The sequence below is a fragment of the Devosia ginsengisoli genome (assembly GCF_007859655.1).
Classification (GTDB): Bacteria; Pseudomonadota; Alphaproteobacteria; order Rhizobiales; family Devosiaceae; genus Devosia; species Devosia ginsengisoli.
Window position 1 is genome coordinate 3,584,281 of record NZ_CP042304.1, and the last position, 26,562, is coordinate 3,610,842.

Sequence of the window (26,562 nt, forward strand, 5' to 3'; positions counted from 1 at the left end):
CTTGGGCCCCGGCTCGAGGCCGGGGTGACACTGTGCGTGGGGGTAGTGCAGCGACTAGAATTCCAGCTTCGGCACGTCGAGCCAGCGGCGTTCGGCCCAGCTCTTGAGGCCGAGTTCGGCGAGCTGGACGCCCTTGGCACCGGCTTCGAGGCCGTATTCCCACGGCGCGTCTTCGGCGACATGGCGGAGGAACATTTCCCACTGCGCCTTGAAGCCGTTCTGCGCCGGCCAGTTGTCGGGCACTTCTTCCCAGTCGTTGAAGAAGTTCATGGTCTGCGGCTGGTCGGGGTTCCACACCGGCTTGGGCGTGTTGATGCGATGCTGGCTCCAGCATTTGTGGAGGCCCGCCACGGCCGAACCATGCGTACCATCGACATGGAAGGTGACGAGGTCATCCCGGCGCACGCGGGTGGTCCAGCTTGAATTGATCTGGGCGACGACACCGCCTTCGAGCTGGAACGTGGCATAGGCCGCATCATCCGTATCGGCGGTGAAGCGATTGCCCTTCTCGTCGACGCGCTCGGGGATATGCGTGGCGCCGAGGCACGACACGGCCTGGACTTCCCCGAACAGGTTGTCGAGCACGTAGCGCCAGTGGCAGAGCATGTCGAGGATGATGCCGCCGCCGTCGGCCTTGCGATAGTTCCAGCTCGGGCGCTGCGCCGGCTGCCAGTCGCCCTCGAACACCCAATAGCCGAACTCGCCGCGCACCGAGAGTATCTTGCCGAAGAAGCCGCTGTCGCGCAGCATTTTCAGCTTCAGCAGGCCGGGCAGGAACAGCTTGTCCTGCACCACGCCATGCTTGAGCCCCGAGGCGCGGGCGGTCTTGGCCAGGTTAAGCGCGACATCGAGGGAATCCGAAGTCGGCTTTTCGCAATAGACATGCTTGCCGGCGGCCAGAGCCCGCTCCAGCAGGCTCGCGCGCATCAGCGTCGTGCCGGCATCGAAGAAGACGGTGTCGTCAGGATTGGCGAGGGCGGCATCAAGATCGCTGCCCCAGCGCTTGATGTCGTGCTTCTTGGCGAGCCGCTCGATCTTGTCGGCGTCGCGGCCAACGATGATCGGATCGACCACGAGGCGATCGCCATTGGACAGCACCACGCCGCCCTGGTCGCGGATGGCCAGGATCGAGCGCACCAGATGCTGGTTATACCCCATGCGCCCGGTGACCCCGTGCATGATGAGTCCAAGCCGCCTGTCTGCCATTCGTTCCTCCCTGCCGCATCCGGCGTGTAACTGATTAGTTACTTAGCTACACGCGACAGGGTGGTGGCGTCAAGCGGGATGTATGGAAGACTTTGGGATGAGGACTCTTCCCTTCTCCCCTTGAGGGAGAAGGTGCCCGAAGGGCGGATGAGGGGTTGGTTCCACAACCATCGAAGCATGGGATGGCGCAGAACCCCTCACCCGGTTTTCCGCTGAACGCGGAAAACCACCCTCTCCCTCAAGGGGAGAGGGGCAGTGTCCTACAGCCCCAGCACCATGGTCAGGCCGATTACCGCCAGGAAAATCAGGATCATGCGGTCGAAGGCCTTGCGGCTAAGCTTGCCGCTGATCCATTGGCCGACAGGCATGAAGACGACGATGGGGATGAGCGCCAGCAGGCCCTGCAATATCCATTCCGGCCGCATGACGCCGGCGGCCCACAGCGCCGGCACCTGTACTAGCGAGAACAGCAGGAACATGGCCGAAACGGCGAAGACATGGGCGTCGCGCGCGAGATTCATGGCATGGATGAAGGTCACCCCGATGGGTGAGGAAATGCCGGTCGCGCCTTGCAATATGCCCGCGCCCACGCCGGTCAGCGGCGCCAGCCGCCCCGCCAGCACGGCGCCGAGCGACCAATGCGGCGTCACCAGCCGCAGCCCGATATAGGCCAGCAGCAACAGGCCAAGAACCAGCACCAGCACGCGCTCGGGCAGGGTGGTCAGCGCCCAGGTGCCGATGCCGATGCCGACTGCGCCGGCAATGAGGAAGACCGGCATGAAGGCCAGCCGGTCCGAGCGGGACTGGCCCCGGAAGCGCCAGACCTGCCAGACATTGGTGACGATGAGCGGAATGGTCATCAGGCCCACGGCATGCTGCAGGCCGAAGGCCGATGTCAGCACCGGCAGGGCGATCAGCGGCAGGCCCATGCCGGTGGCGCCCTTGACCACGGCGCCCGCTGCCAGCGCCGCCGTCATGATGAGAGCCGCCGTCACGTCCATTTGTGTTCCCTGCCCGGTACAGGTGATGGCCGGGCCGGAACGGCCAGGGCAATCATCCATATGATGGAAAAGGAAAATCCTGTTTCCCCGTTCCACTGTCAATAGTCACCGGGTAGTTACTTGGTTGACAGTGCCGGAGCGCTGCTGCAGTCTGCATGATGGGCCGAGGACAAAAGTCCGGCCTTCGACATCAAGGGAGGATGCAGATGAATCGTGACTTACGGTTTGTGCTGGCCGGCAGCGTTGCAACGTTGCTGCTGAGCTCGTCGCTGGTCGCCGCGCAGGAATGGAAGCCCGACCGCCCGATCAACCTGATCGTGCCCTGGGGCGCCGGCGGCTCGACCGACCAGGTGACCCGCGTCACCGCGCCGATCCTGGGCGAAGCCCTGGGCGTGGATGTGGTTGTGGTCAACCAGCCGGGCGCCTCGGGCGCCATCGGCACCCAGGAAGTGCTGAATGCCCCGCATGACGGCTATACCTGGACGGCCAATGCCATCGCCAATAACGCCACCTATTCGGTGTCGGGCCTGCTCGAAGGCACCGATATCGATGACTGGCACATCTATCTCTCCGTTGCCAACGTGCCCGTCGTCAGCGTGCCGGCCGGCAGCGAATTCACCGATTTCGGCCAGTTGCTGGAAGCGCTCAAGACACGCGGCGGCGAGATAACCGTTGCCACGGCCGGCATCACCTCCTCGGGCGGCACGGCCATTGCGGCCCTGTCCGACGCGGCCGACGGCTTTGACTACAACATGATCACCTATGATGGTGGTGGCCCGGCCGCCATTGCCACCGCGGCGGGCGAAGCCATGGTCACCACCCAGCTTGCGGTGGAACAGACCGAGCTGATCCGTGGCGGGCGCCTGACGGCCCTGGCCGTGCTGTCCGACCAGCCGCTGCTGCTGGATGGGGTCGATCCCATTCCGCCGATCACCGACTGGATTCCGGATATGGAACTGGCTCCCGACTATTTCGGCATCTTCATTCCGGCCGATGCGCCGCCCGAAGTGCTGGCCACGGTCGATGCCATCTGGGCCGACAAGGTGATGAACTCGCCCGAACTCAAGACCTATGCCGAAACCTTCGGCGCGGTCTTCGCCCCCTCCTATGGGGCCGAGGCGCGTGCCATGGCCATGCCGGTCGCGATCCTGGAAGCCTGCTCGTCGGTGGCGCGCGGCGAGGCGGTCAACGACCCCTCCACCATCGGCATCGACTGCGAGACCCGCACCGAAGTCGGGAAGTAAGCTAAGCTCCGCCGAGGCAGTGCTCCTTTGCGCTGCCTCGGCGCGTGACTCCACCCCACCCTCAATCCCTCCCCATCGAGGGGAGGGAGGCGCCAGCTCCAATGCCGGTGTTCATCGTCTCCCTCCCCCTGTGGGGAGGGATCAAGGGTGGGGGTGGGCCGCGCGCACAGGGCAAGAATAGTATCTAGGGAGGCGGGCATTGGACACACCGGCTGAAGCAGGCGAACGCGCTATCAGGGCGCGGGCCGATCTGCTGACATCATTCGTGCTGGTGGGGCTGGGCCTCACCATTTTCTACCTGTCCTGGACCATGCCGCGCCTCGAGGCGCGGCACATTCATCCGGCCACCATTCCGGGCCTGGTGCCGCTGATCCTGTCGGTGGGGCTGACGCTGTGCGGCCTGCTGCTGGGGCTGCGTTCCTGGCGCATCGAGGCCGAAGGCGGCTGGCGCGGCCTGGCCGGTGTCTTCACCACCAAACAAGCGCTCCGCGTAATGGTCATCCTGGGCCTGGCGCTGGTGCATACGCTGATCCTGGTCGGCTGGCTGCCCTTCTGGGCCGCGGCCATGCTGTTCATCTTCGCCTTCATCATGATCTTCGAGACCTGGCTGGCCGATGGGCCGGTCACGCCGCTGTCGAGCCTGGCCTGGGCCATCGCTATTGCCGTGCTGGGAGGCGGGGGCATCTACCTCGTCTTCGAACGTATCTTCCTCGTGCGCCTGCCGTAAGGATTCCAGATGTTTGACGGACTGCTCCTTCTCGGTCAGGGCATTGGCCATTTCCTCACCCCCGCCTCGCTGTTCAATGTCGCCTGGGCGACCCTGCTCGGCGTGGTCATCGGCATCCTGCCGGGCTTGACCGCCACCATGGGCGTGGCGCTGCTGGTCACGCTCACCTACAAGATGGCGCCCGACCAGGCGATCCTGACGCTGATGTGCGTCTATCTCGGCGCCATCTATGGCGGCAGCCGCACCGCCATCCTGCTCAATATTCCCGGCACGCCCGCCAATGCGGCGGCGACGCTCGACGGCCATCCTCTGGCCCAGCAGGGCAGAGCGGGCCTCGCCATGGGGCTGGCCACCACCTCGTCCACCCTGGGCACGCTGGTCGGCATTTTCTTTCTCGCCATCATCGCGCCCTTCCTGGCCGAAGCGGCACTGAAATTCGGCTCCTACGAATTCTTCTGGCTGGCTTTGTTCGGCGTGGTGATTTCGGGCCAGATGACCGGCAGCGACACCCCGCTCAAGGGCTATATAGCCGGCATTCTCGGCCTGCTCGTCGCCATGGTGGGCATGGAGACTTTGCATGCGCACCAGCGCTTCACCTTCGGCATTCCCGCCCTGGGCGGCGGCATCGACCTGATCCCGGCCATGGTGGGCGCCTTTGGCCTCGCCGAAATCCTCTCCGCCATGAAGCGCAATGCGGTGGCCCATGTCGCCTCGGTCAATGACCGCGTGGTGCCGACCTTCCGTGAGATTTTCCAGTATTGGAAAACCATCATCCGCTCCGGCATTATCGGCACCTTTATCGGCATTATTCCCGGCGTTGGCGAGGATGTCGGCTCCTGGACCTCCTATGCCGCGGCCAAGAAGGCGAGCAAGCATCCCGAGGAATTCGGCAAGGGCAGCCAGGAAGGGCTGATCGCGGCGGAAACCGGCGACAATGCCGTGGTGTCGGCGGCGATGATCCCCACGCTTACGCTGGCGCTGCCCGGCTCGGCCGCCGCGGCCGTGCTGATCGCGGCCATGTATATCCATGGCATCAGGCCCGGCCCGATGATCATGGTAGAAAATCCGGTCTTCCTCTACCAGGTCGTGGCCATGCTGCTGCTGGCGACTTTGGCCAACCTGGTCTTCGGCCTGTCGCTGACCAAGGTCTTCATCCAGGTGCTGCGCGTGCCGCGTCAGCGGCTGATGGCGGTGATCTATATTCTGTGCGTGGTCGGTTCCTTCGCCATCACCCAGCGCATGTTCGATGTCTATGTCATGCTCGGCTTCGGCGTCTTTGGCTTCATCCTGCGCGAGATGAAATATCCCATGGCGCCCATGGTGCTGGGGATCGTCTTGGGTGACCTGCTCGACCTCAACCTGCGGCGCGGATTGCTGCTGACCAATGGCGATCCGACCCCGTTCTTTACCCGTCCGATCAGTGCTGTTATCTGCCTCATCATCGTCTTCACCATCCTGATGTCCATCCCGGCGGTATCCAAGCGTGTCAGAGCCCTCTTCACCCGCGGTCGCGCCGCCCCAGCCCAAAGCTGAGGCGGCCCCGGCCAAGCGGGCGCGCAATTCGATCAAGACCAAGGCGGCGATCCTCGTCGCCGGCCGGGCCGAATTCGCCGAGCGCGGTTTCGAGGGCGCGCGGGTGGATGCCATTGCCGCGCTGGCCGGCGCCAATAAACGGCTGCTCTACCACTATTTCGGCAACAAGGAGGACCTCTACCGGGCGGTCCTGCTCGATGCCTATCAGGAGATCCGCCGCGGCGAGCGGGCGCTGAGCCTCGACCAATACGGTCCCGTCGATGCCATGGACCGGCTGGTGCGCTTCACCTTCCGCCACTTCCTCGCCAATCCGTGGTTTCCGCGCCTGCTCGGCACCGAAAACATCGAGAATGCGCGGTTCCTGAAGACCCTGCCCGATATCCAGGGGCTGCATTCCCCTCTGGTCGGGCAGATCAGGACCATTGTCGAACGCGGCGCCGAAATCGGCATTTTCCGCCGCGATGTCGATCCGGTGCAGCTCTATATCTCCATCGCCGCTTTGGGCTTCTTCTATGTGTCCAACATGGCGACGCTTTCGGTGATCTTCGCGCGGGACCTCGCCGGCATCGACATGGTGCAGGAGCGCGAAGCGCAGGCGGTGCAGATGGTGCTGGACTACCTGCGCACCAAGCCGGCTTGAGTCACCACATTCGTTGAAACTTCGACACCCCCACCCTCACTCCCTCCCCACAAGGGGGAGGGAAGCCTGTTCCGTGGCTATGTCGATATTCGAGATGACCCTTGAGGGTCGCTCTGGCGCCTCCCTCCCCCTTGTGGGGAGGGAATGAGGGTGGGGGTATGAGAGCCCCGATGTTGCCTTGCGCTTCCTATTCCAGCGGTGGCAGCACGGTAGCGGCTTTCTCCCGCAATCGCTCGATCAGCTCCGCCACGCGGGGCTCTTCCGCGCGCTCCAGCAGCACATAGATGCCGATCAGGCTTTGCCGTGTCGGCTCGGTCACGCTGACCTGGCGCAGGCCGCGGCTGATGAATTCCTCGGCCATCACCTCTGTATGGCTGAGCACGGCGTCGCTGCGCTCGACATAGTCGAGGCAGGCCGCCAGCGAATTGGAGGCGAACACATATTTGCCCTGGTCGAACGGGGCACTGGCCGTGGTGGTGCGGCTCCAGGCCTCGAAGAAGCGCTGGTGGCGAACTTCCGGCAGGGAACTCGTTACTGCCGGATAGGCTTCCACCTCGGCGATGGTACGCGGGCGGCCGAGCAGGGCGTGGCCTTCGCGCACGAAATAACCCTGGCCGACCCGCGTCAGCGGAATGAGCCTTGCCCCGGTGCTGCGGCTCAGCCCCTCGATTTCATGCGCCACGAACAGCGAGATATCGCCACTCAGCAACTGGTCCATGCAGCGCAACTGGTTGCCCAGGCTCACATGGATGCGCGCATTGGGATAGCTGTTGGAATAGTCGAGCACCATGTCGCGGATGAACAGGGTCCACCACGAATAGCCCGAGCCGATGCGCAAGCCCTGCTCGGTGCGGCCCTGCTGGTGGGCGATGGCATTGAGCGTATTGTCATAGAGCCGGCGCATCAGCCGCCCGTTCTGGTACAGCGTCTCGCCATATTCGGTCAGCTCCACTCCGCGCGGCGTGCGGATCAGCAGCTTCACGCCGAGATTTTCCTCCAGCTTGCGCATGTTGAAGGTCAGCGTCGGCTGGGTGACGAACAGGGCCGTCGCCGCCGCGCTGATCGTGCCGGCCTCCGCTACCGCGAGGAACTGGTTGAGCAGCTTATCCATCCTCTGCCTCCTGCCATAGAAACAATCTATACCGGACAGGATATTTCGTATTTTTCTTTTGGTCGAGACTGCGCCAAGGTATGCCCAGCAAGACAAGAACCGGCCGCGAAATGGCCATGGGAGACAGGCGTGCCCCGTTCGCGGCGGGCGCCCGAAACAGCGGGAAACCGGGGCGATTTGGCTCAGGCAGGACACTGCCGGAACCGGGATTTCACCAGCTTTCCCCATCTTCCATACAAGTGATTGCCTTGCCGCAAACGTGTGTGCTATGCCGTAACCAGTCGGTTATTTGTGCAAATTGCGTAAGGAGACTTTGGCAGAAAGCACGACTTCGCAGCGACGGTAACGATATCGGTCCTGCGTCGTGATGTAACCGATTGGTGATTTAGCAGCGGGGAGGCTGCGGATCGCGTCTGTTCCGGTAGCGGAACGATCACTGTTCATGGGAGGAAACCACATGACTTTTCGTATGCCACGCCGTCAGTTCCTGATGGGTACCTCGGCGCTTGCCGCCGCCGGCGCTTTCGGGCTTCGCCCCGCTTTCGCACAGGATGAGGCCCTGCGCCTGATCTGGTGGGGCGGCCAGGCCCGCGCCGACCGGACCCTCGCCGTTGCCGACGCCTATGCGGCGTCCACCGGCACGACCCCGCCCGAAGGCGAGTTCCTGTCCTGGAACGATTACTGGCCCAAGCTGGCCACCCAGGTCGCCGGTGGCACCGCCCCCGACGTCCTGCAGATGGACTACCGCTTCATCGTGGAATACGCCACGCGCAACGCCATTGCCCCGATGGATGATTACCTCGGCGGCGTGCTCAACCTCGACGATTTTGACGAGGATCAGCTCGAAGGCGGCAAGGTCGATGGCAAACTCTACGGCCTCAGCCTGGGCGCCAATTCGGTGGCCATGCTGGTCAATACCACGGCCTTCGAGGAAGCCGGCGTCGCCGTGCCGGATCGCGACTGGACCTATGATACGATGCGCGAGATCGGCGAAGCCTTCAAGGCTGCCAATATCCGTGGCGGCATGACGGGCATGTCCGACGGCTCGGGCTCCGAACCCATGCTGGACAACTGGATTCGCCAGCGCGGCAAGCCGCTCTATACGGCTGAAGGCAAGCTGGGCCCCAATGTCGACGACATGGTGGAATGGTTCACCATGTGGAACGAGTTCCGCGACGCGGGCTATATCAACTCCGCCGAAGACCAGGCCCTCGATACCGGCGCAGCCGAAGTCTCCATGGTCGCCCTCAACAAGGCCGCCATGATCCCGTCCAACTCCAACCAGTTGGTCATCCACCAGTCGATCAACCCCGATACGCTGACCATTACCAGCTATCCGCGCATCGCCGCCGGCGTTGGCGGCGGGCACTATCGCAAGCCGAGCCAGTTCTGGTCGATCTCGGGTGCGTCGCAGAACAAGGAAGCGGCCGCCGCTTTCCTCAGCTACTTCGTCAACGATGTCGAAGCCGGCAAGGTTCTAGGTGTCGAGCGCGGCATTCCCTGCTCGGCTGCGGTGCGCGACGCTGTCGCCCCGACGCTCAGCGAGCAGGATCAGATCGCGCTCAACTTCGTGGCCAATCTCGGCGACCTGCTTGGGCCGCTGCCTGCCTCCCCGCCGAATGCCGCGGGCGAAATCGACACCTCCCTGCTGCGCGTGCTCAGCCAGGAAGTGGGCTTTGGCGGCCGTTCGGCCGAAGATGCCGGCAAGTTCTTCGTCGATGAAGCGACGGCTATCCTGAACCGGGCTAGCTAACAATGGCCGTGAATGCGGCAGAAGCGGCTGTGCCTGATGCCGCATCCGGCAATTCGATCTGGTCGAGGGCGTGGCAAAACCACGCCCCCGGCTACCTCTTCCTCTTGCCATGGTTCATCGGCTTTTTCGGCCTGACGGTCGGGCCGATCATCACCTCCTTCTATCTCAGCTTCACCGATTTCGACCTGCTGACCCCCGCCGAATGGGTGGGCGTGGACAATTACGTGCGCATGTTCACCAATGACCGCAGCTTTGCGGCCTCGATGCGCGTGACCTTTTTCTTCGTGATCTTCTCGGTGCCGCTGAAGCTGGCTTTCGCCCTGGGCGTGGCCGTGCTGCTGAACCGGGGCATGAAAGGGCTGCCGCTCTATCGCGCGCTGTTCTACCTGCCGAGCCTGCTCGGCGCTTCGGTCGCCATCGCCATCCTGTGGCGCCAGATTTTCGCCCGTGACGGGCTGGTCAATGATGTCCTGTCCATTTTCGGCATTGTCGGCCCGAGCTGGATTTCCAATCCGAACTATTCGCTGTGGACGCTGATCATCCTGTCTATCTGGCAGTTCGGCTCGCCCATGATCATTTTCCTCGCCGGGCTGCGGCAGATTCCGCAGGACATGTATGAAGCGGCCAGCCTCGACGGCGCCGGCAAGTGGCGGCAATTCGTCAAGATCACGCTGCCGCTGCTGACCCCGGTCGTGTTCTTCAACGCCATCATCCAGACCATCGAGGCCTTCAAGAGCTTCACGCCGGCCTTCATCATTTCGGGCGGCACCGGCGCGCCGATCAATTCGACGCTGTTCTACACGCTCTACCTCTACAACGAGGCCTTCAGCTTCTTCCGCATGGGCTATGCCTCGGCTCTGGCCTGGTTCCTGCTGCTGCTGATCGCCTGCTTCACCGCCTTCTCGTTCCTCACCAGCAAGTATTGGGTGCATTATGACGATTGATGCCCAACGCCTGACCGTCGTGACCGGGCGGGATTCCGACGCGCAGCGCCTGCGCAAGCGCCTCATGAGCATCGGCGCCCATGTGCTGTTGATCGGCGCCTCCATCATCATGCTCTATCCGCTGCTCTGGCTGCTCTCGGCCTCGCTCAAGCCGCAGGAGCAGATCTTCACCTCGGGCATCTGGCCCACGATCGACTGGAGCATCGATTCCTACTTCCGCGGCTGGAACGGGCTGCGCACCAGCTTCTCCGTGTTCTTCATGAATTCCTTCGTGATCGCGGTGCTCAGCGTGGTGGGCAATCTGATTGCCTGCTCCATGGCCGCCTATGCCTTTGCCCGGCTGCGCTTCAAGGGCCGCAATTTCTGGTTCGCCATGATGCTGGGCACGCTGATGTTACCCAGCCAGGTGACGCTCATTCCCCAATATGTGCTGTTCCGCGACCTGGGCTGGATCAACACCATCCTGCCGCTGGTCGTGCCGAAATTCCTCGCCGTCGATGCCTTCTTCATCTTCCTGATGGTGCAGTTCTTCCGCGGCATTCCGCGCGAACTGGACGAGGCGGCAATGATGGACGGCTGCTCGCCCTGGCGTATTTTCTACAAGATCATGCTGCCGCTTTCGATGCCGGTGCTGGTGACGGTGTCCATCTTCACCTTCATCTGGACCTGGGACGATTTCTTCGCGCCGCTGATCTACCTCAACCGCATGCAGGACTATACCGTCATGCTCGGCCTGCGCACCTTCGTGGATTCCACCGGCGAGAGCGACTATGGCGGCCTGTTCGCCATGAGCGTGCTCTCGATCGTGCCGATTTTCCTGTTCTTCCTGTTCTTCCAGCGCCTGCTCATCGAGGGCATCGCCACTACCGGTATGAAACGCTAGACCTATGACATCAATCAAGTTTGCCGCCATCGGCATCAACCACAGCCATATCTACGGCCAGGTCGATTGCCTGAAGGATGCCGGCGCACAACTCACGGCCTTCCACGCCGTGGAAGACGATCTCGCCGCGGCTTTCGGGGCGAAATATCCCGAGGCCAAGCGCGTCGGCGATCCCCGGGCGATCCTCGAAGACCCCGATATTGCCGTGGTGCTGACCTCGGCCATTCCAGCCGACCGCGCGGCAATCTCGCTGGCCGCCATGCGGCACGGCAAGGATGTGCTGACCGACAAGCCGGGCATGACCACCTTTGCCCAGCTCGACGAGATCAGAAAAGTGCAGGCGGAGACCGGCCGCATCTATTCGGTGCTCTATTCCGAGCATTTCGAAGTGCGTGCCACGGTGGAAGCCGGCAATCTCATCGCCCAGGGCGCCATCGGCAAGGTCATCAACACGGTGGGCCTCGGTCCGCATGCGCTCAAGAACAATCCGCGCCCCGACTGGTTCTTCACCCGCTCGCGCTATGGCGGCATTCTCTGCGACATTGCCAGCCACCAATTCGAGCAGTTCCTGTTCTTCTCGGACGCCAATGATGCCGAAGTGATTTCGGCCAGCGTCGCCAATCGCGCCAATCCGGATCGGCCGGGCCTGCAGGATGTGGGCGATGTTCATCTCAGGACGGCAAATACCTCGGGCTATATCCGCGTCGACTGGTTCACCCCCAAGGGCCTGCCCACCTGGGGCGACGGGCGCCTGACCATCCTGGGCACCGAGGGCTATATCGAACTGCGCAAATATATCGATATTGCCGGCCGGCCGGGGCAGGACCACCTGTTCCTGGTCAACCACGAAGGCCCGCGCCATGTCGATTGCTCCCAGGTCGAGCGGCCCTTCGGCCGGCTGTTCCTCGACGACGTGCGCAACCGCACCGAGACCGCCATGCCGCAGGAGCGGTGTTTCAATGCCATGAAGCTGGCGCTGACCGCCCAGCAACTGGCCGAGCGCGGCACGGAGTGGGCGCAATGAGCAAGATCTTCAACGTCGCCGTGGTCGGTTGCGGCATCGGGCGCAGCCACATCGTCGAGGGCTACCTGCCCAATGCCGACAAGTTCAAGGTCAAGCTGCTCTGCGACCTCAATGCCGAGCGCATGGGCGCGGTGGCCGACGAATTCGCCATCACCAGGCGCATTGCCAGCTTCGATGAAGCGCTCGCCATGGACGATATCGACATCATCGATATCTGCACCCCGCCGGGCCTGCATTTCCCCATGGTCATGGCCGCGCTCAAGGCCGGCAAGCATGTCATCTGCGAAAAGCCGCTGGTGGGTTCGCTGGCCCAGGTCGATGCGGTCATGGAGCAGGAAAAGGCCAGCAAGGGCATGCTGATGCCGGTGTTCCAGTACCGCTTCGGCAATGGCATCGAGCAGGCCAAGGCCATTATCGATGCCGGCATTGCCGGCAAGCCCTTCATGGGTACGGTGGAAACGCTGTGGCGGCGCGACGCGCCCTATTATGCCGTGCCCTGGCGCGGCAAATGGGCCACCGAACTGGGCGGCGTGCTGATGGGCCATGCCATTCACCCGCATGACCTGTTCACCTATCTCATGGGCGATATCGAGCGTGTGTTTGGCCGCGTCGCCACCCGCGTCAATCCGATCGAGGTGGAAGACACCATTTCGGCCTCGCTGCAGATGAAGAATGGCGCCCTCGCCAGCCTCACCGCCACCCTCGGTTCGGCCGACGACACGACCCGCATCCGCCTCGCCTTCGAGAATGTCACCTTCGAAAGCGACCACGCCGCCTATAATCCGGGCGAAAAGCTCTGGAAGATCCAGCCGCGCAATCCCGAAACGGCAGCCAAGATCGATGCCCTGCTGAAGGATTGGCAGCATGTGCCATCGCGGTTCCAGACCCAGATGGCCCGCTTCCACGATGCCCTCACAGGCACCGGCCCGCTGCCGGTCACATCAGCGGATTCGCGCCGTTCGCTCGAACTGGTCACCGCCTTCTATCATTCGTCGGCAACCAACGAGGATGTCGTCCTGCCCATCGGCCCCGGCCATCCGCTTTACGAAAGCTGGGTTCCGGCCCAGTTCCGGGCGGCTTAGGAGTAAGAGCTCATGTCGACCCCCATCCAGCTCCGCCAGATCGTCAAGGCCTATGGCGACGTGGAAGTGATCCACGGCGTCGATCTCGACATCGATCCGGGTGAATTCACCGTCTTCGTCGGCCCCTCGGGCTGTGGCAAATCCACCCTGCTGCGCATGATTGCCGGGCTCGAGCCGATCACCGGGGGAGACCTGTTGATCGACGGCGAGCGCATGAACGATGTGCCGGCGGCCAAGCGCGGCATCGCCATGGTGTTCCAGTCCTATGCGCTCTATCCGCATATGAGCGTCTACCAGAACCTGGCCTTCGGGCTCGAAACTGCCCGCGCCCCCAAGGCCGAGATCAAGGAACGCGTGCAGCGCGCCGCCGAAATCCTGCAGATCGTGCCGCTGTTGCAGCGCAAGCCCAAGCAATTGTCGGGCGGCCAGCGCCAGCGCGTCGCCATCGGCCGCGCCATCGTGCGCGAGCCGCGCATTTTCCTCTTCGACGAGCCGCTCTCCAACCTCGATGCCGAACTGCGCGTGCAGATGCGCGTCGAGATCGCCAAGCTGCATAATGACCTCGGCAATACCATGATCTATGTGACCCACGATCAGGTCGAAGCCATGACCATGGCCGACAAGATCGTGGTTCTGCGCCAGGGCGTCATCGAACAGGCCGGCGCCCCACTCGAACTCTACAACACGCCGCGCAACCTGTTCGTCGCCGGCTTCATCGGCTCGCCCAAGATGAACTTCCTCGCCGCCAGCGCCGATGGTTCGGGCCTGAAAGTGGCCGGCAACACGCTCGACCTGCAGCGCCCGGTCGCCGGCGCGACCACATTGGGCATCCGCCCCGAACACATCACCATTGCCGAAGGCAGCGGCGTCAAGCTGGCCGAAGTGCGCGTCGACCTGGTGGAAAATCTCGGCGGCCAGACCGTGGTCTATGCCACGACAGGTGACGGCCAGCCCATCACCATCGTGCTGGAAGGCCAGAACCCGGTGGACCTCGGCTCCACCGTCGGCGTCCACATCGACCCCGCCCGCCTGCACCTGTTCAACGCCGAAGGCAACGTGGTCTAAAAGCCTGGCCGCGCTGCTTCCCACCCACAATCGCCTCCCGCGGACTTGATCCGCGGGTCTCGCGTCGTGCATGCCGAGTGGAGAGTGACCCCCGGATCAAGTCCGGGGGAAGCGCCGGCGGGTGGGATGGCCGTCAGCCGCCCTTCCCCTCGATCATCACGGCCAACCCGTCCAGGATGCGTTCCAGGCCGAAATCGAAGGCGCGGTCGGGGTCGCCCAGGCCGTAGAGTTCGCCGACGACGGGACCGATGCGGCTGGCGACGGGGTAGGGGGCATAGTCGAGCGTTTCGAGGAAGGGCGCGATGGCATACCACCATTCGTCGTCGCTCATGCCGGTCTGTTCCTTGACCATGCGCGAGCGGGCCACGTCGCGGGCGGCGCCGAACACGTAATTGGCGATCATGGTGACGCTCATATCCATCTCGATCTCATCGAGTCCCAGCCCGTCCAGCGCGCTGAGGAAGACCTCGTAGGACTTCATCGTATTGGGGCCGAGCACCGGGCGGTGGGTGGACACCTGCAGAACCCAGGGATGGGCGATGTAATATTTGCGGAATTCGGAGGCGACCATGGTCACATTGGCGCGCCACTGCGCCGGATCGAAGACCGGCATGGGATAGTCCCCGCCCGACACCGCATCCAGCATCAGGTCGAGCAATACCGACTTGTCGGGAATGTGGGTGTAAAAGCTCATCGGTGAAATGCCGACCGCTTCGGCCACCCTGCGTGTCGAGACCGCATCGATCCCTTCGGCATCGGCAATGCGCACCGCCGCCTGCACCAGGTCACCCACGGAGCCCCGCGCTTTCGGGCCGCGCTTGGGCGCCTCCACCCGCCCCCACATCAGTTGCAGGGTTTTGATCGGGTCGCCGCGTCCGGCAATATCCTCGGCCATTTGGCCTCCAAAATAACTCTTTACACCGTACGATATTATGCTAAACCTTGTGCGGCGTACGGAGTTATACGGTTCCAGGGCGCAAAAGTCGAGCCCGCTGTCGAAAACCCGCCTGCTGCCGCGTCATGTCAGCAGGGCCGGATCAGTGTGCCCGTAGCAAAGGGGAATGCCGATGATCCATGCCAGAGACCTGACCCGTACCTTCAAGACCAAGACCGGCCCGGTAGAGGCCGTGCGCGGCCTCAGCCTCGATGTGGCCGAGGGCGAGCTGGTGGCCTTTCTCGGCCCCAATGGCGCCGGCAAATCCACTTCGGTGCGCATGCTGACCACGCTCCTGCCGCTGACTTCGGGCAGCGCCAGCGTCGGCGGGCATGACGTCGTGGCCGACCCGGCCAGCGTACGCCGCAAGATCGGCTATGTCGGGCAGGGCACCGGCTCAGGCCCGTATCACCGCGTCCGCGACGAATTGGTGACTCAGGGCAAGGCCCAGCGCATGAGCACCTCGGCCGCCCGCAAGCGCGCCGACGACCTGCTCGGCATGCTCGAACTCGATGGCCTGGCCGACCGGAGCTGCGCCTCGCTGTCGGGCGGACAGAAGCGGCGGCTCGATGTGGCGCTTGGCCTAATGCATACCCCGCCCATCCTGTTCCTCGACGAGCCCTCCACCGGGCTCGACCCGCATAGCCGCGCCAATCTGTGGGATCACATCACCAGCCTCAGACAGGCCAGCGGCATGACCATTTTCCTCACCACCCACTATCTCGACGAGGCCGACACCATGGCCGAGCGCGTCATGGTGATGGATAATGGCATCATGATTGCCGACGACACGCCGGCCCGGCTCAAGGCCGATCTGGCCGGCGACACCATCCATGTCAGCGTGCTCTGCGAGGATCAGTTGGGCAGCGCCGCCGAAATCGCGCAGAACCTGCCCGATGCCCGCGAAACCAAAGTCGATGGCCGCGACGTGGCCGTGACCCTGCGCGATGGCGAAGCCGTCCTGCCCGAATTCATCCGCCGCCTGCATCAATCCGGCATCGAAGCCATCAGCGCGAGAGTGGTGCGGCCGACGCTGGACGATGTGTTCCTGGGCCTGACCGGGCGCTCGCTCCGGGAGGCGGCGGCTTAGCCCGGCACAATCTCGCAGACCTCATGGTGAGCTTGTCGAACCACGAGGTCGGGTACGCCAATCCAGTCACGACCTCGTCCTTCGACAGGCTCAGGATGAGGTCTACTGAACCTTCGGATCAAAGATGTCCTTCATATCAGACACCGCCATTTCCTTCCGCCGCGAGATCGGCCCCACGCTCCGCTCCTGGTATTACATCATCTTCGGCCTGGTGCAGCCGCTGCTCTATCTCGCGCTCTTCGTGCCTTTGCTCGGCGCTGTTCCGGGGCCCGATGGCGCTTCCCCGCTGCAATGGTTCGTGCCCGGCATGGTGGTCATGCTGGTGCTGTTCACCACCGTCTCCTGCGGTTGGGCGCTGACCGAGGAATTGATGAGCGGCAGCTTCGAGCGCTTCCTCGCCACCCCGATGAGCCGCCCGGCCATCATGGTGGGTCGCGCCCTCAAGGAACTGGCCCCGCTGCTGGTGCAGGCGCTGATCCTCATCGTCGTCGCCACCCCGTTCGGGCTGGTGCTGCATCCGGCCCATATGCTGCTGGGCCTCCTCATGTTGATGGTTTTCGGCGTTGGCGTCGCCTCGCTCTCCTACGCCCTGGCCATCGCCAGCAAGCATGACGGGAGCCTGTTCTACCTCGTCAGCCATTCGGTCGCCCTGCCGATGATGCTGCTGGGCGGCGTGCTGCTGCCCATGACCAATGCGCCGGCCTGGCTCTATATCGCCAGCCGCTTCAATCCGCTGACCTATCTGGTCGAAGCCGAACGGGCCTTGTTCATGGGCGAGATTTTCGTCATGCCGGTGCTGTATGGCGCGCTGGTGGCTGCTGTGGTGGCCGTGGCGGGCCTCGCCGTAGGCGTCAGCCAGGTGCGCAAGGCCTCGCTTTAGGAGTATCGGCCCCTGCTCACCCTCCCCCTTGAGGGAGAGGGTTTACCTCTGTCGCTTGGACGTTTGCCTTCTCCCCTCGTGGGAGAAGGTGCCTGAAGGGCGGATGAGGGGGCTACGAACCATCCACCGACATTGAAGCATGGGATGGCGCAACCCCCTCACCCGGAAATCCGCTGAACGCGGATTTCCCCCTCTCCCACGAGGGGAGAGGGGTAACCGGCCCTATGCGTCTAAACCCCCTTGACTCATTCATACCTCTTCAGCTATACGTTAACCCATAGCCAGAAAGGTATGGGTTCTCCCAATGTCGACCGCCCCTGATGTCATCTTCCGGACGCTTGCCGACCCGACGCGCCGCGCCATTTTCGAGCGGCTGTGCCGGGAAGGCGAGGTCACGGTGGGGGCGCTCACGGCCGGGGCGGGCGTGTCCCAGCCGGTAGTGTCGCGCCATCTCGGCGTGCTGAAACAGGCCGGCCTGGTGCGCGATCGCCATGCAGGGCGCCAGACCCATTACAGCGCCCTGCCGGGCGCCCTGGCGCCGCTGGTCGATTGGACCACTGAGATGGCCGGCTTCTGGGAAAGCCGCTTCGATGACCTGGAAAACCTGCTCGGGAGAATGGATCAATGACCGACTTTGCAACCCCCCGCCCCCGCAATGCGAGCGCCTGGATCCGCCAGATCCATCGCTGGCTCTCCATGCTTTTCACCCTGAGCGTCATCGCCACCTTCATCGCGCTGGCTGTGCCCGAGCCTGTGGTCTGGGTGTCCTATATTCCGCTGGCCCCGCTCTTCCTGCTGATGGGCACCGGCCTCTACATGTTCGCTCTGCCCTATATCGCCAAGTGGCGCGGGACGCGCTGACATGGCCGCGCCGGATATCCGCACCGCCGTGGTCGAACGGGAAATCGCCCATCCGCCCGAAAAGATCTGGCGGGCGCTGACCCAACCGCACCTGATCGAGGAGTGGCTGATGCAATCCGATTTCAAGCCTGAGAAGGGCCACAAATTCACCTTCCGCAACACGCCCAGGCCCGATGTCAATGTCGTGGTCGATTGCGAAGTGCTTGAGGTCGAGCCGCATCGGACCCTCACTTATAGCTGGTCCGCCTATGGCCTCGACACCACGGTGACCTTCACCCTGGAACCCACCCCCACGGGCACGATTGTTCGTATGGAACAGACCGGTTTCGGGCCCGAACACAACCTCGCCTACAAGGGCGCCATGGCGTCGTGGAAACAGTTCATGGCGCGGCTCGACCAGCTCGTCGCTACAATCGATTGAAACCGATATTCAAGGAGATTTCCCATGGCCACCAAGAAAGCCGCCACCAAGACGGTGTTTTCCGATGCCGAACTCGAGGCGATGCAGGACGCTAAGGTCGAGCGCCGCAAGGGCAAGAAGGCCGACGGCCTGTCCGACCTGCTTGCCAAGATCGCCGAGCTTGACGACAGCGACCGTGCCATCGCCGAAACTATCCATGCGCTGGTCACCGAGAACGCCCCCGATCTCGCGCCCAAGACCTGGTATGGCATGCCGGCCTGGGCCAACAAGGATGGCAAGGTGGTCTGTTTCCTGACCCCGGCCGGCAAGTTCGACTCGCGCTATGCCAGCTTCGGCTTCAACGACGTTGCCAGGCTCGACGACGGCACGGTTTGGCCCACCTCGTTCGCGGTGAGCAAGCTGACCAAGGCCGACGAAGAAAACTTCGCCAAGCTGATCCGCAAGGCGGTAAGCTGAGATCTCCGATCACCTGTCGAAATCGGGCTTGCTGACACGTCATGTCAGCAAGCGTGGTATTTGTGGCCCCATCTCGCCGCTAGCACCTCAGTGGCTTCCATCACCCCACCCTCAATCCCTCCCCATCAAGGGGAGGGAGGCGCAGGTTGCGATGCTGGTGTTCATCGTCTCCCTCCCCCTTGTGGGGAGGGATCAAGGGTGGGGGGTGGGCCACACGCGCTGGACCTAACCGAAGCTGCGAAACAACAGGAACACGAATACATGCCCGATTACGGCTCGATCATCATTCGCGGCGCCCGCGAGAACAATCTCAAGAATGTCTCGCTCGATATTCCCAAGCGGCAGATCACGGTCTTTACCGGGGTGTCGGGCTCGGGCAAGTCGTCGCTGGTCTTCGGCACGATCGCGGCGGAAAGCCAGCGGCTGATCAACGAGACCTATCCCAGCTTCGTGCAGCAATTCATGCCGCGCTATGGCCAGCCCGATGCCGACCAGCTCGAAAACATCTCGGCCGCCATCATTGTCGACCAGCAGCGGCTGGGCGGCAATTCGCGCTCGACGGTTGCCACGGTGACCGACGCGGCGCAGATGCTGCGTGTGCTGTTCTCGCGCCTCGGCGAGCCGAAGCTGGGCCCGCCCAGCCTTTATTCCTACAACGATCCGCGCGGCATGTGCCCGGACTGTGAGGGGATCGGGCAGGTCGCGGCCATGGACATGGCGGCGGTGCTCGATGAGAGCAAGTCGCTCAATGGCGGTGCCCTGCTGCCCAAGGATTTTGCGGTCGATACCTGGTATTGGGAAATCTACAAGAATTCCGGCCTGTTCGACATGGACAAGCCGATCAGCAAATTCACCGCCGAGGAGCGGGAAAACCTGCTCAACCTCGATGATGGCCGAAAGATCAAGGTCGGCAAGATCGGCCTGACCTATGAGGGCGTGGTCGCCAAGCTCAAGAAGGGGCTGGGCTCCAAGGACCCCGAAAGCCTGCAGCCGCATGTCTTGCGCGAATACGAAAAGATTTTCACCCGCGCCACCTGCCCGGCCTGCCACGGTACCCGCCTCAACCAGCAGGCGCTGAACAGCAGGGTCAACGGCCGCAATATCGCCGAGCTTTCGGCCATGCAGGTCAGCGAACTGACGGTCTTCGTGCGTGGCATCGAAGCGCCGCAGGTCGGTCCCATGCTCGAGGCTCTGGCCTTGCGGCTGGAAAACCTCGTGACCATCGGGCTGGGTTATCTCAGCCTCGACCGCGAAAGCTCGACCCTGTCAGGCGGCGAAAGCCAGCGCGTCAAGATGGTGCGCCATCTCGGTTCTTCGCTGACCGACATCACCTATGTGTTCGACGAGCCGTCGGTGGGCCTCCACCCGCATGATGTGGGTCGCCTCGCCGGGCTGATGCAGCAGTTGCGCGACAAGGGCAACACCGTGCTCATCGTCGAGCACAAGCCCGACATGATCGCCATTGCCGACCATGTGGTCGATATGGGGCCCTTCGCCGGCTCCAAGGGGGGCGAGCTGGTCTATCAGGGCGATTATGCCGGGCTGCTCACCAGCGGCACGCTCACCGGCAACCACATCAAGAAACACCAGTCCATCAAGGAGAAGGGGCGCAAGCCCTCCGGCGAGCTGAAGATCGCCCATGCAAAGCTCAACAATCTCAGGGATGTCTCGGTCTCCATCCCCATGGGCGTGCTGACGGCGGTGTCCGGCGTCGCCGGCTCGGGCAAGTCTTCGCTGATCCAGGGGTGCCTGCCCCAGGCCTATCCGGACACCATCATCATCGACCAGAACCTGGCCCGCGGTTCGCGCCGCTCCAATACCGCCACCTATACCGGCATTCTCGACGCGGTACGAAAAGCCTTCGCCAAGGCCAATGACGTGGACGCCTCGCTGTTCTCGGCCAATTCCAAGGGCGCCTGCCCGGACTGTAACGGGCTGGGCGTCATCTATACCGACCTCGCGCACCTTGATCCCATGATCACGACTTGCGAGACCTGCGAAGGCAAGCGCTTCCTGCCCGAAGTGCTGGAGCATCACCTGCGCGGCAAGTCGATCGCCGATGTTTACGAGATGAGCATTTCCGACGCGGTCGGCTTCTTCACCGAACCCGCCATCGCCCGGATATTGAAGGGCCTCGACGATGTCGGTCTGGGCTATCTCACCCTCGGCCAGCCGCTCTCGACGCTGTCAGGCGGCGAGCGCCAGCGCCTGAAACTGGCGGCCGAGCTGGGCAAGAAGGGCAATATCTACGTTCTGGACGAGCCCACCACCGGCCTGCACATGAACGATGTCGACACCCTGATCGGCCTGTTCGACCGGCTGGTCGATGCCGGCTCCTCGGTCATCGTCATCGAGCATAATCTCGATGTGATCTCCCGCGCCGACTGGGTCATCGATCTCGGTCCAGGCGCCGGGCAGGATGGCGGCACCATTCAGTTCGAAGGCGTGCCCGCCGATCTGGCCAAGGCGAAAAACTCGCTGACCGGACAGCATCTGGCGGCGCGGGATTAGGCAGGCCTAGTCCCGCAGGTCGTCCTCGACATCGGTTTCGGGCCGGTCGCCACCATCGGCCTGCTCCTCATGCCAGCGTCCCTTGCTGTCCTGATACTGGATCGCTTCATCCCGGCCGCCAACCTGCTGGCGCCGTGCCGCGGCTTCGGCTGCTTCATGGGCTGCCTGATGGGTGGGAAATGTCTCGGAGAACACGTCTCCAACCTTGTAGGCATAGCCACCGTCATGCTCGACGATGTCGTAGGTCACGTGGCCCATGATAGTCTCCTTTGCAATGCATAACCGGCAGGCGCGCCGGAGGTTGCGCTTGCTTTCCGTCACGCCGACTCTACATGCTTAGCATGTCTGTGGAGCCCCTGTGCGTGACCGACCCATCCCCCATCACCCGCACCGCGCTCAAGCTCGATATCGTCGTCATCGGCGCCGGGCAGGCGGGCCTGTCCTCGGCCTATCACCTGAAACAGCTCGGCCTTGTGCCCGGCCGCGATTTCCTCGTGCTCGACCGGGCGCCGCAGCCCGGTGGCGCCTGGCAATATCGCTGGCCTTCGCTGACGCTCTCCACCGTCAATCGCGTGCATGACCTGCCGGGCATGAGTTTTGCCGATAGCGCCGGCGGCGATGACAGCGTCATGGCCTCGGTCGCGGTGCCGCATTATTTCGCCGCCTATGAGGAACGCTTCGGCCTCGACGTGCTGCGCCCCGCCACGGTGAGCGTCGTCTGCGACCGCGGCGAGCGATTGCGCGTCGAAAGCGACCGGGGCCTGTTCTCCGCCCGTGGGTTGATCAATGCCACCGGCACCTGGGAAAAGCCCTATATCCCCGATTATCCCGGCCGCGACAGTTTTCGGGGCCGCCAGCTCCACACGCAGCAATTCCGCGCCGCCGAGGATTTCGCCGGCCAGCATGTGCTGGTGGTCGGCGGCGGCATTTCCGCCATCCAGCTCCTCGACCAGATTTCTGAGGTGACATCAACCACCTGGGTCACCCGCACGCCGCCCCGCTTCCGCACCGGCCCGTTCGACCAGGAAGCCGGCCGCGCTGCGGTGAAACTGGTGGAAGACCGCGTCCGTGCCGGCCTGCCGCCCAACTCGGTGGTCTCGGTCACCGGCCTGCCGCTGACGCCGGCCATCGAGGCCATGCGCGCCCGCGGCGTGCTGGAGCGGCAGGAGATGTTCAGCGAGATTACGCCATCGGGCGTGCGCTGGGCCGATGGAAGGACGCTCGATGTCGATGTGATCCTGTGGTGCACCGGTTTCCGCTCGGCGCTCGATCATCTTGCCCCGCTGCAATTGCGCGAGGAATCGGGCGGCATCACCATGACCGGGCGGCTGGCGACACAGGTCGCGCGCGATCCGCGCGTGCATCTGGTGGGCTATGGCCCCTCGGCCTCGACCATCGGGGCCAACCGGGCAGGGGCCGTTGCGGCACGGGAATTGATTGGGTTTCTGGGGATGACCCCAAAGCTGCGTTAGTGGAAGCATACCCCCACCCTCACTCCCTCCCCACAAGGGGGAGGGAAGCCCGCCCTGCTCTCGCGGATCGATTGGAACACGAACCGAAGTCCCATCGTCCCCCTCCCCCTTGTGGGGAGGGATCAAGGGTGGGGGTGGGTTGGCCCCGATAGTGGGCGTATCCTCCCGCCAGGAATCGCAGAAAGGCCAAATCCATGAAAACCTACACCATCCCCCACACCGAACGCGTGGTCTCCAGCGTCGTCCTCGGCCTCATGCGCATCGCCAAGATGAGCGACGCCGAAATCGCCACCCTGTTCGGCACGGCCCGCGATGCCGGCATCAATGTCTTCGACCACGCCGATATCTATGGCGGCGAGCGCCATCGCTGCGAGCAGCGCTTCGGCGAGGCGGTGCGTCTCACCCCGGCCGAGCGCGACGCCATCGTCATCCAGTCCAAGGTCGGCATTCGCAAGGGCTGGTTCGATTTCTCCAAAGAGCACATCCTGACGACGGTCGATGAATCCCTTGCCGCCCTGCGCACCGATTATCTCGACCTGCTGCTGCTGCATCGCCCCGACACTTTGGTCGAGCCCGAAGAGGTGGCGGAAGCCTTCGAGCAATTGGTCGCCGCAGGCAAGGTGCGTCATTTCGGCGTTTCCAATCACACGCCGGGCCAGATCGAATTGCTCAAGAGCGCGGTAAAACAGCCGCTGGTCGCCAATCAGGTGCAGCTCTCGATCACCCATGCGCCGCTTTTCGCGCAAGGCGTGGCCGCCAACATGGCCGGGCTCGAACAGTCGGTGTCGCGCGATATCGGCCTGCTCGATTATTCGCGGCTTAACAACATGATGCTGCAGGCCTGGTCGCCCTTCCAGCACGGCTTCTTCAAGGGCGTCTTCCTCGGCGACCGCGAGAATTTCGCCGAACTGAACGATGCCCTCGACGCGTTGGCCGCGCAATATGGCGTCACGCCGACAGGCATCGCCGTGGCCTGGATCACCAGGCATCCGGCCCATATCCAGGTCGTGCTCGGCACCACCAATCCGGGGCGGGTCAAGGATTCCGCCGCCGGCTCCGACGTGACCCTGACCCGCGAGGAATGGTACCGCCTGTTCCGCGCAGCGGGGCATACTTTGCCTTGAGCGGACGCCGCACCATCGGCTCTTCCCTTCTCCCCTCGTGGGAGAAGGTGCCCGAAGGGCGGATGAGGGGGCGCTGCGCTACCCGTCATCATTGAAGCATGGGATGACGCAGACCCCCTCACCCGCAATTTCCTCTGAACGAGGAAATTGCACCCTCTCCCACAAGGGGAGCTCGACGCCTCATGGCCAAGCCGCATAGGACCCATCCGGGCTCGCCCGCAGCCGCTGCGCCCGCTGCCGATAGCGCCCCGGCGAAATCCCCTTGAGCCGGGTGAAGAACCGGTTGAAATAGCCGGCGTCACGGAAGCCCAGTGCGTCGGCAATCTCCCGCACCTGCAAAGCCGAGCGTTCCAGCAGGCTCTCGGCATCCTCAAGCAGCCGCCCATGCACCAGCTCCAGCGGCGATTGGCCGGTGGCGCGGCGGATGGCCGAGGTCAGCCGGTCGGTGGAAATCCCCATGGTCCGCGCATAGTCGGCCACGCGCCATTGCGCGCGGGCATTGAGCTCCACCAATTGCAAGAAATTCTGCACCAGCACGCGCGGCGCCGCCTGGGGCTGGGCCGCCACCTCGCCCAGCCGCCAGAAGGCGATGAGCACCAGGCACAGCCGGCTCATGATCGCCTCGCGCATGCCCGGCAGGTCCTCCAGCGTCTCGCGCCTGATCTCCTCGAGGTCGCGGATGGTTGCGCGGGCGGCGGCGGCTTCGAGGCGCATGCCGACCAGTGGGCGGTCGATGGCCTGGCGCAAAGGTCCGGCAATGGAACTGGCCGGCACCACCCGGCCCAGAGCCGCATCCGACACGGTCATGGCCACGCCGCGCGCGCCGGCTTCCAGCCGCACGCTGGCGCTCATGCCACTGGGCAGCCAGATGACGCAGGGCGCTTCGATGCCGGTCGCGCCGCTCTCCAGCCGCACCACCCCGCTGCCCGAAGCCAGCACGAAACCATGCGCGCCCAACCGCGCCCGCGGCGCCGAAAAATCCCATTCGCTGGCCGACAGCGCGCCGCCAATGTCGTCCACTTCCACATCCTGCACCAGGCCGGGGCCGGGCAGGGGGCGCAGGTTCTGTTCGGTCATGGCGGTCCTGCCAGGGGTGAAATCGCCGCAAAAATACATTTATCTTTCCGTAATGTCCATTTTATCCGCTCGGGCCCCGCCCTACCATGCTCGGCAAGGACGGGACCGGCAGCAAAAGCCGGACCGCATCTGGGAGCGCCCGCAGCGACGGGCATGGAGGAGAGCAAGCTATGACCACTTTTCGCCGCAGAACCGTCTTGCAGGGCATGGGCGTCAGCGCCCTGGCCACCGCCCTTTCTGGCCTGCCGGTCCTCGCACAGGACCGCACAGCCATCCGCATCGGCTATGCCGTGCCCAAGACCGGCGCCAATGCCGCCGGCGCCGGCATTTCGACCATCCCGAACTACCTGCTCTGGGTGGATGACGTGAACAAGGCTGGCGGCCTCGCGCTCAGCAAGCTCGGCGTCACCCTGCCGCTCGAAGTGGTCGAATATGACGACCGCTCCAGCTCCGAGGAACTGGTGCGCGCCGTCGAGCGCCTCGCCACCCAGGACAATGCCGATTTCATCCTGCCCAGCTGGGGCACCGGCCCTAACCTGGCCTCCGGCCCCACTTTCGATCGCTTCGGCTATCCCCAGCTCGGCGCCACTGCCGTCACCGACATGGCGCCCGATCTGGTCAAGCGCTGGAAGCACAGCTTCTGGCTGCTGGGCGGCGGGCACGACTATGCCAATGCGCTGGTGCAATTGCTGGTCAAGCAGCGCGAGGCCGGCACCATCAACAACAAGGTAGCCATCGCCTCGGTGGCCGACGGTTTCGGCATCGACCTGTCCAAGGCGGCCACGCCCGCCTTCACCGAAGCCGGCTTCGAGCTGGTCTATGACAAGACCTATCCGCTCGGCACGTCGGACTTCGCGCCCATCATCAACGAAGTCTCGAGCCTCGGCGTCGATACTTTCGTCGCCTTCTCCTATCCGCCTGATACCTTCGCCCTGACCCAGCAGTCGGTGGTGGCCAATTTCAGCCCAAAGGTGTTCTATCTCGGCGTCGGCACCGCCTTCCCGATCTATCCGGGCATTGCCGGCCCCAACCATGACGGCGTCATGGGCGTGGGCGGCATCGACCCCGACAGCGAGGCGCTCGCCGCCTATTTCGAGCGCCACACCGCGCTCAACGGCCAGGCACCCGATAGCTGGGCCAGCGCCATCACCTATGCGAGCCTGGAAATGCTGCAGCAGGCCATCGAGCGGGTCGGCGATATCGACCGCGAGGCCATCACCGCCGAATTGTCGACCGGCGAATTCGATACGGTTATCGGCAAGGTGAAGCTGGTCGACAACCAGTTGCGGAGCCTGTGGACCGTCGGCCAGTGGCAGGGCGGCAAATTCGTCGGCCTGGCGCATACCGAGCGCGACGGCAGCCGCGACCCCGTCGTGCCCAAGCCGGCCTGGGTTCCTGCGAGCTGAAGGGGATACCCCCTCCTAGCCTCCCCCTGATAGGGGGAGGAACAGATCGAGTTTGAGGCACGGCATCGCCTCACCCACTATGCGGCTCCTCCCCCTATCAGGGGGAGGTTGGGAGGG

General features: G+C 63.8%; 26 protein-coding genes. 20 read left to right on the top strand and 6 right to left on the bottom strand.

Annotation, left to right across the window (positions count from 1 at the left end; translation table 11 throughout):
* Positions 1-54: 54 nt before the first annotated feature.
* Positions 55-1,206 carry a Gfo/Idh/MocA family protein gene (locus FPZ08_RS17615; protein ID WP_146291409.1) on the bottom strand — a complete coding sequence of 384 codons (1,152 nt, stop codon included), beginning with the start codon at positions 1,204-1,206 and terminating at the stop codon, positions 55-57.
* Positions 1,207-1,466: 260 nt separating this feature from the next.
* Positions 1,467-2,207: a sulfite exporter TauE/SafE family protein gene (locus FPZ08_RS17620; RefSeq protein ID WP_186767066.1), complete on the bottom strand. Its 741-nt coding sequence runs from the start codon at positions 2,205-2,207 to the stop codon at positions 1,467-1,469.
* A 206-nt stretch (positions 2,208-2,413) separates the two neighbouring features.
* Here FPZ08_RS17620 and FPZ08_RS17625 point away from each other — a divergent pair, with 206 nt between their 5' ends.
* The 4 genes from FPZ08_RS17625 (at position 2,414) to FPZ08_RS17640 (ending at position 6,351) form a co-directional block, all read left to right on the top strand.
* A complete protein-coding gene (locus FPZ08_RS17625; RefSeq protein ID WP_146291412.1) occupies positions 2,414-3,451 on the top strand; it encodes a Bug family tripartite tricarboxylate transporter substrate binding protein in 1,038 nt (345 codons plus the stop codon).
* A 199-nt stretch (positions 3,452-3,650) separates the two neighbouring features.
* Entirely contained in the window at positions 3,651-4,178 is a 528-nt protein-coding gene (locus tag FPZ08_RS17630) for a tripartite tricarboxylate transporter TctB family protein (RefSeq protein ID WP_146291414.1), read from the top strand.
* A gap of 9 nt (positions 4,179-4,187) precedes the next feature.
* The gene (locus FPZ08_RS17635; RefSeq protein ID WP_146291416.1) at positions 4,188-5,711 is read left to right on the top strand and encodes a tripartite tricarboxylate transporter permease; all 1,524 of its coding nucleotides are present in this window, start codon (positions 4,188-4,190) and stop codon (positions 5,709-5,711) included.
* The gene (locus FPZ08_RS17640) at positions 5,662-6,351 is read left to right on the top strand and encodes a TetR/AcrR family transcriptional regulator (protein ID WP_146291418.1); all 690 of its coding nucleotides are present in this window, start codon (positions 5,662-5,664) and stop codon (positions 6,349-6,351) included. Before FPZ08_RS17635 ends, FPZ08_RS17640 begins: the two co-directional genes overlap by 50 nt.
* Before the next feature lie 187 nt (positions 6,352-6,538).
* On the opposite strand, the gene FPZ08_RS17645 is transcribed toward FPZ08_RS17640, so the two are convergent.
* Positions 6,539-7,462 (bottom strand): LysR family transcriptional regulator, encoded by a 924-nt coding sequence (locus tag FPZ08_RS17645; RefSeq protein ID WP_186767067.1) that lies wholly within the window; start codon positions 7,460-7,462, stop codon positions 6,539-6,541.
* A 457-nt stretch (positions 7,463-7,919) separates the two neighbouring features.
* On the opposite strand from FPZ08_RS17645, the gene FPZ08_RS17650 reads away from it, so the two are divergent.
* From FPZ08_RS17650 to FPZ08_RS17675, 6 genes are all read left to right on the top strand, one after another.
* The gene (locus FPZ08_RS17650) at positions 7,920-9,215 is read left to right on the top strand and encodes an ABC transporter substrate-binding protein (RefSeq protein ID WP_146291422.1); all 1,296 of its coding nucleotides are present in this window, start codon (positions 7,920-7,922) and stop codon (positions 9,213-9,215) included.
* Between the two features lie 2 nt (positions 9,216-9,217).
* On the top strand, positions 9,218-10,159 hold the full coding sequence (locus FPZ08_RS17655) for a carbohydrate ABC transporter permease (protein WP_146291424.1): 942 nt from the start codon (positions 9,218-9,220) through the stop codon (positions 10,157-10,159).
* A gap of 64 nt (positions 10,160-10,223) precedes the next feature.
* A complete protein-coding gene (locus FPZ08_RS17660; protein ID WP_425457608.1) occupies positions 10,224-11,042 on the top strand; it encodes a carbohydrate ABC transporter permease in 819 nt (272 codons plus the stop codon).
* 4 nt (positions 11,043-11,046) lie between these two features.
* Complete coding sequence (locus FPZ08_RS17665; RefSeq protein ID WP_146291426.1) at positions 11,047-12,066, top strand: Gfo/Idh/MocA family protein; 1,020 nt, start codon at positions 11,047-11,049, stop codon at positions 12,064-12,066.
* Complete coding sequence (locus FPZ08_RS17670; RefSeq protein WP_146291428.1) at positions 12,063-13,148, top strand: Gfo/Idh/MocA family protein; 1,086 nt, start codon at positions 12,063-12,065, stop codon at positions 13,146-13,148. Before FPZ08_RS17665 ends, FPZ08_RS17670 begins: the two co-directional genes overlap by 4 nt.
* A 12-nt stretch (positions 13,149-13,160) precedes the next feature.
* Entirely contained in the window at positions 13,161-14,213 is a 1,053-nt protein-coding gene (locus FPZ08_RS17675) for an ABC transporter ATP-binding protein (protein ID WP_146291430.1), read from the top strand.
* Between the two features lie 133 nt (positions 14,214-14,346).
* On the opposite strand, the gene FPZ08_RS17680 is transcribed toward FPZ08_RS17675, so the two are convergent.
* On the bottom strand, positions 14,347-15,108 hold the full coding sequence (locus tag FPZ08_RS17680) for a TetR/AcrR family transcriptional regulator (protein ID WP_146291432.1): 762 nt from the start codon (positions 15,106-15,108) through the stop codon (positions 14,347-14,349).
* A 172-nt stretch (positions 15,109-15,280) separates the two neighbouring features.
* On the opposite strand from FPZ08_RS17680, the gene FPZ08_RS17685 reads away from it, so the two are divergent.
* The 7 genes from FPZ08_RS17685 to FPZ08_RS17715 all read left to right on the top strand — a co-directional run bounded on the left by FPZ08_RS17685 (position 15,281) and on the right by FPZ08_RS17715 (position 21,366).
* The gene (locus tag FPZ08_RS17685; protein ID WP_146291434.1) at positions 15,281-16,237 is read left to right on the top strand and encodes an ATP-binding cassette domain-containing protein; all 957 of its coding nucleotides are present in this window, start codon (positions 15,281-15,283) and stop codon (positions 16,235-16,237) included.
* A 124-nt stretch (positions 16,238-16,361) separates the two neighbouring features.
* On the top strand, positions 16,362-17,117 hold the full coding sequence (locus FPZ08_RS17690) for an ABC transporter permease (protein WP_146291436.1): 756 nt from the start codon (positions 16,362-16,364) through the stop codon (positions 17,115-17,117).
* Between the two features lie 304 nt (positions 17,118-17,421).
* Entirely contained in the window at positions 17,422-17,745 is a 324-nt protein-coding gene (locus tag FPZ08_RS17695) for an ArsR/SmtB family transcription factor (protein WP_146291438.1), read from the top strand.
* Complete coding sequence (locus FPZ08_RS17700) at positions 17,742-17,978, top strand: hypothetical protein (protein ID WP_146291440.1); 237 nt, start codon at positions 17,742-17,744, stop codon at positions 17,976-17,978. Before FPZ08_RS17695 ends, FPZ08_RS17700 begins: the two co-directional genes overlap by 4 nt.
* A gap of 1 nt (position 17,979) precedes the next feature.
* The gene (locus tag FPZ08_RS17705) at positions 17,980-18,399 is read left to right on the top strand and encodes an SRPBCC family protein (RefSeq protein ID WP_146291442.1); all 420 of its coding nucleotides are present in this window, start codon (positions 17,980-17,982) and stop codon (positions 18,397-18,399) included.
* Positions 18,400-18,423: 24 nt separating this feature from the next.
* On the top strand, positions 18,424-18,855 hold the full coding sequence (locus tag FPZ08_RS17710) for an iron chaperone (protein ID WP_146291444.1): 432 nt from the start codon (positions 18,424-18,426) through the stop codon (positions 18,853-18,855).
* 261 nt (positions 18,856-19,116) lie between these two features.
* Complete coding sequence (locus tag FPZ08_RS17715; protein WP_146291446.1) at positions 19,117-21,366, top strand: ATP-binding cassette domain-containing protein; 2,250 nt, start codon at positions 19,117-19,119, stop codon at positions 21,364-21,366.
* A gap of 6 nt (positions 21,367-21,372) precedes the next feature.
* Here the strand turns inward: FPZ08_RS17715 and FPZ08_RS17720 are convergent, their stop codons facing one another.
* Positions 21,373-21,624 (bottom strand): DUF2188 domain-containing protein, encoded by a 252-nt coding sequence (locus tag FPZ08_RS17720; protein ID WP_146291448.1) that lies wholly within the window; start codon positions 21,622-21,624, stop codon positions 21,373-21,375.
* 104 nt (positions 21,625-21,728) lie between these two features.
* Between FPZ08_RS17720 and FPZ08_RS17725 the strand changes: the two genes are divergently transcribed.
* Together FPZ08_RS17725 and FPZ08_RS17730 are read left to right on the top strand one after the other, a co-directional pair.
* On the top strand, positions 21,729-22,838 hold the full coding sequence (locus FPZ08_RS17725; protein ID WP_246132691.1) for an NAD(P)-binding domain-containing protein: 1,110 nt from the start codon (positions 21,729-21,731) through the stop codon (positions 22,836-22,838).
* Between the two features lie 194 nt (positions 22,839-23,032).
* On the top strand, positions 23,033-23,962 hold the full coding sequence (locus tag FPZ08_RS17730; protein WP_146291450.1) for an aldo/keto reductase: 930 nt from the start codon (positions 23,033-23,035) through the stop codon (positions 23,960-23,962).
* Between the two features lie 180 nt (positions 23,963-24,142).
* On the opposite strand, the gene FPZ08_RS17735 is transcribed toward FPZ08_RS17730, so the two are convergent.
* Positions 24,143-25,039, bottom strand: a complete 897-nt coding sequence (locus FPZ08_RS17735) for an AraC family transcriptional regulator (RefSeq protein ID WP_186767068.1) — start codon at positions 25,037-25,039, stop codon at positions 24,143-24,145.
* Between the two features lie 170 nt (positions 25,040-25,209).
* Between FPZ08_RS17735 and FPZ08_RS17740 the strand changes: the two genes are divergently transcribed.
* Entirely contained in the window at positions 25,210-26,445 is a 1,236-nt protein-coding gene (locus FPZ08_RS17740; protein ID WP_146291454.1) for an amino acid ABC transporter substrate-binding protein, read from the top strand.
* Positions 26,446-26,562 lie beyond the last annotated feature (117 nt).

Coding starts and splice junctions, on each gene's coding strand:
- FPZ08_RS17735 (WP_186767068.1), bottom strand. CDS start 25,039: ATGACCGAACAGAACCTGCGCCCCCTGCCCGGCCCCGGCCTGGTGCAG.
- FPZ08_RS17670 (WP_146291428.1), top strand. CDS start 12,063: ATGAGCAAGATCTTCAACGTCGCCGTGGTCGGTTGCGGCATCGGGCGC.
- FPZ08_RS17710 (WP_146291444.1), top strand. CDS start 18,424: ATGGCCACCAAGAAAGCCGCCACCAAGACGGTGTTTTCCGATGCCGAA.
- FPZ08_RS17690 (WP_146291436.1), top strand. CDS start 16,362: ATGTCCTTCATATCAGACACCGCCATTTCCTTCCGCCGCGAGATCGGC.
- FPZ08_RS17715 (WP_146291446.1), top strand. CDS start 19,117: ATGCCCGATTACGGCTCGATCATCATTCGCGGCGCCCGCGAGAACAAT.
- FPZ08_RS17730 (WP_146291450.1), top strand. CDS start 23,033: ATGAAAACCTACACCATCCCCCACACCGAACGCGTGGTCTCCAGCGTC.
- FPZ08_RS17650 (WP_146291422.1), top strand. CDS start 7,920: ATGACTTTTCGTATGCCACGCCGTCAGTTCCTGATGGGTACCTCGGCG.
- FPZ08_RS17680 (WP_146291432.1), bottom strand. CDS start 15,108: ATGGCCGAGGATATTGCCGGACGCGGCGACCCGATCAAAACCCTGCAA.
- FPZ08_RS17675 (WP_146291430.1), top strand. CDS start 13,161: ATGTCGACCCCCATCCAGCTCCGCCAGATCGTCAAGGCCTATGGCGAC.
- FPZ08_RS17685 (WP_146291434.1), top strand. CDS start 15,281: ATGATCCATGCCAGAGACCTGACCCGTACCTTCAAGACCAAGACCGGC.
- FPZ08_RS17665 (WP_146291426.1), top strand. CDS start 11,047: ATGACATCAATCAAGTTTGCCGCCATCGGCATCAACCACAGCCATATC.
- FPZ08_RS17740 (WP_146291454.1), top strand. CDS start 25,210: ATGACCACTTTTCGCCGCAGAACCGTCTTGCAGGGCATGGGCGTCAGC.
- FPZ08_RS17720 (WP_146291448.1), bottom strand. CDS start 21,624: ATGGGCCACGTGACCTACGACATCGTCGAGCATGACGGTGGCTATGCC.
- FPZ08_RS17635 (WP_146291416.1), top strand. CDS start 4,188: ATGTTTGACGGACTGCTCCTTCTCGGTCAGGGCATTGGCCATTTCCTC.
- FPZ08_RS17645 (WP_186767067.1), bottom strand. CDS start 7,462: ATGGATAAGCTGCTCAACCAGTTCCTCGCGGTAGCGGAGGCCGGCACG.
- FPZ08_RS17660 (WP_425457608.1), top strand. CDS start 10,224: ATGAGCATCGGCGCCCATGTGCTGTTGATCGGCGCCTCCATCATCATG.
- FPZ08_RS17615 (WP_146291409.1), bottom strand. CDS start 1,206: ATGGCAGACAGGCGGCTTGGACTCATCATGCACGGGGTCACCGGGCGC.
- FPZ08_RS17625 (WP_146291412.1), top strand. CDS start 2,414: ATGAATCGTGACTTACGGTTTGTGCTGGCCGGCAGCGTTGCAACGTTG.
- FPZ08_RS17700 (WP_146291440.1), top strand. CDS start 17,742: ATGACCGACTTTGCAACCCCCCGCCCCCGCAATGCGAGCGCCTGGATC.
- FPZ08_RS17620 (WP_186767066.1), bottom strand. CDS start 2,207: ATGGACGTGACGGCGGCTCTCATCATGACGGCGGCGCTGGCAGCGGGC.
- FPZ08_RS17655 (WP_146291424.1), top strand. CDS start 9,218: ATGGCCGTGAATGCGGCAGAAGCGGCTGTGCCTGATGCCGCATCCGGC.
- FPZ08_RS17695 (WP_146291438.1), top strand. CDS start 17,422: ATGTCGACCGCCCCTGATGTCATCTTCCGGACGCTTGCCGACCCGACG.
- FPZ08_RS17705 (WP_146291442.1), top strand. CDS start 17,980: ATGGCCGCGCCGGATATCCGCACCGCCGTGGTCGAACGGGAAATCGCC.